Here is a 5,262-nt window from a genome sequence, read left to right as displayed (position 1 = left end):
TCTTCATCCATAGCCTCGTAGTCCGCTTAACCGCATTTCCACATCCCTCACTCCAACCGTTCCTCCATACCCTTCCGATTTTACCTGCTTAGCATATTCCTTCCATACCCCGCTCAACCGCGTTCCGCATTCCGCCTTTTTCCGTAAATTACAGTATGGCACCTGATCTTATACACTACGCTATTCCGGGTTTTGTGCTGCTGTTGCTGGCGGAGGTGATCTTTTCTGCCATTGAAAAAAAGGACTTTTACGAAACCAGGGATGCCGCCAGCAGCATCGCAATGGGGCTGGGCAATGTATTCCTGGGGTTGTTTACCAAAGCTATTATTTTCGGCGTATATACTTTTGTATATCAGTACCGGTTGTTTACCCTGGGCTTTGTATGGTGGGCCTGGATATTATGCTTTTTTGCAGATGATCTCAGCTATTACTGGTTTCACCGCGTAAGCCATACTGTACGCTTTTTCTGGGCTTCACATGTTATTCACCATTCCTCCCGCAAATACAACCTTGCAACTGCCCTGCGTCAAAACTGGACCGGCAACTTTACAGGCACCTTCCTGTTCTGGGTGTGGATGCCCTTGCTGGGCTTTCATCCTGCCATGGTAATGACCATGCAGGCTATTAGCTTATTATACCAGTTCTGGATCCATACCGAAGCTATTCATAAGCTGCCCCGGTTTATAGAATGGTTCTTTAACACGCCCTCTCACCACCGGGTGCACCACGCTTCAGATATTAAATATTTAGACCGTAACCATGCCGGTGTGCTCATTATCTGGGATCGTATGTTTGGCACTTTTACCCCGGAAACAGAACGGCCCATTTACGGCCTTACTAAGAACATTTACACCTATAACCCGCTCCGTATTGCTACCCATGAGTGGGTAGATATCTGGAAAGATCTGCGCCATAGCCGCTCTTTTAAGGATGCCTGGCATTATTTATTTGATGCCCCCGGCTGGAGCCATGACGGTACCCGCAAAACAACCAGGCAGCTGCGCCGGGAGCACCCACTCTCCTGACCACTCATCCCCTTTTACCTTCAGATCACCCTTTTTATTTACCATTCCCGCCATCTTTTCAAGATTTCATTTTGCATTTACGAAAACTATCGTACATTTGTTTACGAAGATATTCGTATATTCATTGAAAGTATAGTATTACATTGATTATGAGCGCAGGAAAACAATTAAAACCTACAGAAAGTGAGCTGGAAATTCTGAGGGTACTTTGGGAAAAAGGGCCCAGTACCGTTCGGGAAGTGCATGAGATCCTGGAACAAAGTAAAGACGCGGGTTATACCACCACCCTGAAGCTCATGCAGATCATGCATGAAAAGGGATTGCTGGAAAGAGATGCCAGCAGCAAAACACATATTTATGCTGCGGCCGTATCACAGGAAAATACCCAGCGTCAGTTACTGGATAAAATGATAGATACCGTGTTCAATGGCTCTGCATCCCAGCTGGTGCTGCAGGCTTTGGGCAATCATAAATCATCGAAGGAAGAGCTGGAGAAGATCAAACAGTATCTGAACGAAATTGAAAAGCAACAACGCAAGTAGTTCGCCTTTGCAATAATCATTTTAAATCATGGCTGCAATGTTCCACCCTTACACTACAGACCTGGTAACAGCCCTCGGCTGGGCCATTCTGCACTCCATCTGGCAGGCCCTGCTCATATTTGGCTGCCTGCGTATTGTGCTCAAATTATGGCCCGCTGCTACGGCCAGCACCAAATATAACCTCTCCTTTATTTCACTGGCAGGTATATTCGGCTGGTTTGTAGTTACCCTGTTCCAGCAGCTGGATGCAGTTACCCCCTTTCACACTATCGCCAGCCCGGCTGCTGCTGCCGCATCGCCTGTATTACTGAATATGCCGGCAGTGTACCAACGCCAGCAGGAGCTTAACGGGGCTTTTCCGAACCTGGAATTTTGTTTTCCCATATTGGTAGCACTGTATATGGCCGGTGTAGGTGTAATGTGCATTAAGCTTTTTGCAGACCTGGCGCAGCTGCAGCAGATCCGTAAACAACAGGGCATGCCTGCAGATACAGCCTGGGAACAATACCTGCGCAAATTATCTAAACAGCTGCAAATACCCCGCAAGGTAAAATTGCTGGTATCGCAGCACATACAGGTTCCCGTGATGATGGGCTTTCTGAAACCGGTAATACTGGTGCCTATCGCCATGTTCAACAACCTGAGCGCCGAACAGCTGGAAGCCATCCTGCTGCATGAGCTGGCGCACGTAAAACGCAATGATTATATACTGAATATCTTCCAGTCCATTGTAGAAACAACCCTTTTCTTTAACCCCTTTGTATGGTGGATCTCCAAGTACATCCGCCTGGAAAGGGAACACTGCTGCGACGATATGGTAATAGCCCATACCGTACAGCCCCTGCACTACGCCAAAGCCCTGGTAGCGTTGGAAGAATACCGGTTCACGACCAACCCGATGGCAATGGCGGCTGCAGACAATAAACAACATTTGTTTTACCGCATTAAACGTATCATGGAAATGAAAACGTCCCATCTCAACTATAGTCAAAAATTAATGGCAGTTTTAATCATTGCCGTTGGCTTAACCGCCATAGCCTGGATCACTCCTTCCGCCGCCCGGCAGGATAGTAAAGCAACAGCAACTGCCGGAAAACCGGTAACGCCGGCTGCTCCTATTGCCACCCTAGTAAACCAGGACACCGTGCCGGCTAAAAATGGTACACCGGTCCCTGTTCCCACACCAGCCACCACGGATGACCAGGATAGCAAGGCAGACACGCCTGCCCCTGGCAGCTCCGCCGGTCAGGCAGACTTTGATTATGAGAAGGACACGAAGGATAACAAAGAAAAAATAGATGCTACTGTGCAGGAGCAAATGATTGTGGCGCAGAAAGCCATGCAGCAGGCCATGAAGAACATTGATTGGAAAAAGATCAATGAAGAAACAGCCAAGGCGATGAAAAATGTTGACTGGAACCAGATCAATAAGAACGTAAATGAGGCCATGAAGAATGTTGACTGGAAAAAGATCAATGCAGAAATGAATGCAGCCATTAAAGAAAGCCAGCAGTCCTGGGACCCTGAAGTAATTAACCAAAGCGTGCAGCTGGGCTTACAAAGCGCCAAGGAAGCAATGGCCTCCATTAACCTGGAAGAGATCATTAAGAACAGCATGCAGGAAGCCCAGGAGGGCATAAAAAAAGGCCTTAGCCCGGAAGAAAGAGAATCTATACGTAAAGAAATAGCTGCCGCCCGTAAAGAAGCCAGGAAGGCACAGGAAGAGGCGCTGAAAGAAGTGCGGAAAGAAACCCGGGAAGCCGGCAAAAAAGCCAGGGAGCAAATGGATTATGCCAGGGCAGATGCTGCCACCGCCCGCAAACAGGCAGAAGTAGCCCGCCGCCAGGCAGAAGTAGCGAAGCGCAAAGCTGAAGTTACCCGTGCCCGGTATAGTGAACTGGTTAAAAAGATGGCTGCCGATAACCTGCTGGATCCCAACAAAGCCTATTCCATCGAAAAAAAGAATGGTCAGCTCTATATTAACGGTACACAGCAACCCGGCGCAGTAATGGATAAATACCGCCCCTACCTGAGTGAAGGCAACTCGATCATCCTCAAAGGAGAAAAGGATAACCTGAACATTAATATACAGGATTAATGTAGCTCCATCCCGGAACTACGTTGCCAGGAACGCACAAGTTCCTCAGATCTTCATACCCGCTTATCTGCCTGACCGCCATCTGCAAATAAGCATTTTTTAAGCGCTACTGCCGTTCATACAGCAGTAGCGTTTAATTTTGGCAGTTACCCTATCTTTAGGATCATTAAACCCTTTTTTTCACATGCGTGTATTAGTGATCGTATTAACCGTACTCTGTGCAGTACAGGTGAATGCCCAAACCAATGAAATTATTGTTCAGAAAAAAAATGCGGCAACCGCGGTAAAAAACCAGGCACAAACCGGCACCTGCTGGTGTTTTTCCACCACCTCGCTGGTAGAATCAGAGTGTATCCGTAAGGGGGCACCCAGCCCGGACCTCTCCGAAATGTTCACCGTGCGTAATATGTACATGGAAAAAGCGCTGAACTACATCCGGCGCCAGGGCGCTGCCCGTTTTGACGAAGGCGGCCTGGGTCACGATGTGATACATGCCATGGCTACTTACGGCATAATGCCGGAAAGTGCCTACAGTGGCCTTATTGATGGCCAAACGCAGCATAACCACACCCAGCTGGTAGCGGAGCTGCGGAGCTACCTGGATAGCCTGTTGAAAGTTAAACGCCCTATCCCGGATAACTGGCAGGAGCGCGTTACCGCCATCCTGGACCAACACCTGGGTAAACCGCCGGCCAGCTTTGAATACAATGGCCATACCTATACACCGCTCACGTTTGCCAAAGAGGTAATAAAATTTGATCCGGCCGATTATGCCTTCTTTACCTCCTTCAGCCACCACCCTTTTTACCAGTCCTTTGTAGTAGAAGTACCTGATAATTTTTCTAACGGCGCCTATTATAACGTACCCTTAAATGAGCTGATCGGCCTCACCAAAACGGCTATACAAAACGGCTACACCGTAATGTGGGATGCAGATGCCAGCAACCGCGGCTGGATGCCCGGCAAAGGTTATGCCCTGGCCCCTGCAGAAGATGCACCTATTATGGGCAGCACCATAGATCCCGATCAACAGGAACGGCCTAACTCACAGGAATACCGCCAACGCCTGTACGAAGAGCTGGTTACCCAGGACGATCACCTGATGCATATCACCGGCTTAGGTAAAAGTCCTAAAGGCAAAGATTTCTTCATCGTTAAAAACTCCTGGGGCACCAATGGACCTTTAGGCGGTTACGTAAATGTATCCGAACCCTACTTCGCGATCAATACTATCACGATCATTGTACCTAAAGCAGCGTTGGATAAGTCAATAAAAGAAAAGTTGGCAATGGCTATGAAGAATTAATGGGTCAACTATATTTTGATAAGTGCATATGCGGATATACAATGTATGGGTGAGTATATAGCTACTCTCAAACAGATTGCTGTATAATTTTAAACAAGACAAGCAGCAAAAAAGTATAGTGATGTAAAACAGGCCAGCCCTTTCGGGGTCATTCATAGTTTGCGGCAAATGCTGCATGGCAGCCCGCCCGCATAGTTTATACATTCACTTACACCGTTGCATATCCGCATATTCACTTAATGTACTACTTCAAATTTTGTATAATGTTGTACAGGTGCATCTGTTAGCTCC

Annotated in this window: 4 protein-coding genes; all 4 read left to right on the top strand. The window is 47.7% G+C overall.

Annotation, left to right across the window (positions count from 1 at the left end):
- Positions 1-155 precede the first annotated feature (155 nt).
- The 4 genes from VIM87_RS01600 (at position 156) to VIM87_RS01585 (ending at position 4,971) form a co-directional block, all read left to right on the top strand.
- Entirely contained in the window at positions 156-1,025 is an 870-nt protein-coding gene (locus VIM87_RS01600; RefSeq protein WP_331995278.1) for a sterol desaturase family protein, read from the top strand.
- A 149-nt stretch (positions 1,026-1,174) separates the two neighbouring features.
- Positions 1,175-1,567: a BlaI/MecI/CopY family transcriptional regulator gene (locus tag VIM87_RS01595; RefSeq protein WP_331995277.1), complete on the top strand. Its 393-nt coding sequence runs from the start codon at positions 1,175-1,177 to the stop codon at positions 1,565-1,567.
- Positions 1,568-1,595: 28 nt separating this feature from the next.
- Positions 1,596-3,665 carry a M56 family metallopeptidase gene (locus VIM87_RS01590; protein WP_331995276.1) on the top strand — a complete coding sequence of 690 codons (2,070 nt, stop codon included), beginning with the start codon at positions 1,596-1,598 and terminating at the stop codon, positions 3,663-3,665.
- Positions 3,666-3,849: 184 nt separating this feature from the next.
- Positions 3,850-4,971, top strand: a complete 1,122-nt coding sequence (locus VIM87_RS01585) for a C1 family peptidase (RefSeq protein WP_331995275.1) — start codon at positions 3,850-3,852, stop codon at positions 4,969-4,971.
- Positions 4,972-5,262 lie beyond the last annotated feature (291 nt).

The organism is Chitinophaga sp. (assembly GCF_036569125.1).
Taxonomy (GTDB): Bacteria; Bacteroidota; Bacteroidia; order Chitinophagales; family Chitinophagaceae; genus Chitinophaga.
This window is presented reverse-complemented; position numbering and strand designations above follow the sequence as displayed.

What these genes read in the sequence shown, in the direction of transcription:
- VIM87_RS01600 (WP_331995278.1), top strand. Translation starts at nt 156, where the DNA reads ATGGCACCTGATCTTATACACTACGCTATTCCGGGTTTTGTGCTGCTG.
- VIM87_RS01595 (WP_331995277.1), top strand. Translation starts at nt 1,175, where the DNA reads ATGAGCGCAGGAAAACAATTAAAACCTACAGAAAGTGAGCTGGAAATT.
- VIM87_RS01590 (WP_331995276.1), top strand. Translation starts at nt 1,596, where the DNA reads ATGGCTGCAATGTTCCACCCTTACACTACAGACCTGGTAACAGCCCTC.
- VIM87_RS01585 (WP_331995275.1), top strand. Translation starts at nt 3,850, where the DNA reads ATGCGTGTATTAGTGATCGTATTAACCGTACTCTGTGCAGTACAGGTG.